Below are 977 nucleotides of genomic sequence, written 5' to 3'. Positions count from 1 at the left end.
AAGTAACCGCCTGGTGTTTTATCTGCCCAAGGCGTAAATCGAACTTCAACACCACTCATATTTAATTTTTCACCGCTTGTATCAAATTTGAATTCTTCTTCGACAATCGTCCTTGAACTTTTGTTTGTACGAGCATCAATATTTATTATTTCTCTTTTAATTTTGTATCCGACAGCATTATGCTGCTCTAATCCAAACATAAAGTTTTCTTCCTTATCAAAGTAGTTCAATATGATTCTTTGAATTGGCTTAGTGGCGTCAAGCTGATAGGGATATTTAAGCTCTACTGTCCATTCTTTAGGGATGTTTTTAGGTACAAGTAATCGAAATGAAGCATTACTCTTGACTTTATCTAGTGTTGTTGCGTCAAACTTATGGTACTTTAACGCTTGGGTAGGCCTTACTTCTGCTTGAACTGACGTACTAAATATGAACATCATTGCAATAAAAAACACAAAAATCCTTATCATGTTATCCCACCTAATGTTGAATTAGGTGTATTATTCCCATTCATACCGCTTTAACAACTCCAAAACAATATATTCTGGCCGCTCGTATGAGAAAACGGCAGCTCATCATGTGATTAGATGCCGTCGTGTTGTATTGTATTTAATTAACGTTCCCCGTTAGAATGAATTAACTTAGAATTGCTGTTCAAACCGATAACTCTTCACATCACTTTCAAGCTTCGGGTAAACATCCCTATAAAAATCTTCGTCCGTATATACTTCAAACTCTTTATTTTTATATTTTTCTCTTAACCAACTTGAAATCGTTTGGAGGTCTTTGATAACAATTGCAACTTCTTTAATATCGTAAGGTTCTTTGGAATTACTTTGAAGATAGGTTCGATATGAACGAAGTTCATTTAGATAATCATTGAGAAGTAATCCCGATAGCAAAGTGCTTTTACCGCTCAGTTGAATTGTTTTGAATTTCGAAGCTGTCAAATAATAAGATTCGGCAAGTTGAACTCC

Annotated in this window: 1 protein-coding gene and 1 pseudogene; both read right to left on the bottom strand. The window is 34.8% G+C overall.

Annotation, left to right across the window (positions count from 1 at the left end):
- Positions 1–470, bottom strand: a pseudogene (locus tag AB4Z33_RS31020) (hypothetical protein); the annotation flags it as partial.
- 171 nt (positions 471–641) lie between these two features.
- Positions 642–977 (bottom strand): hypothetical protein (locus tag AB4Z33_RS31015; RefSeq protein WP_442053586.1); only part of this gene is annotated, 336 nt, incomplete at its 5' end.

The sequence above is a fragment of the Paenibacillus sp. 2TAB19 genome (genome assembly GCF_052115185.1).
Lineage (GTDB): Bacteria > Bacillota > Bacilli > Paenibacillales > Paenibacillaceae > Pristimantibacillus.
The sequence above is the reverse complement of the archived record's forward strand: the minus strand, read 5'-3'. Positions and strand labels throughout refer to the sequence as shown.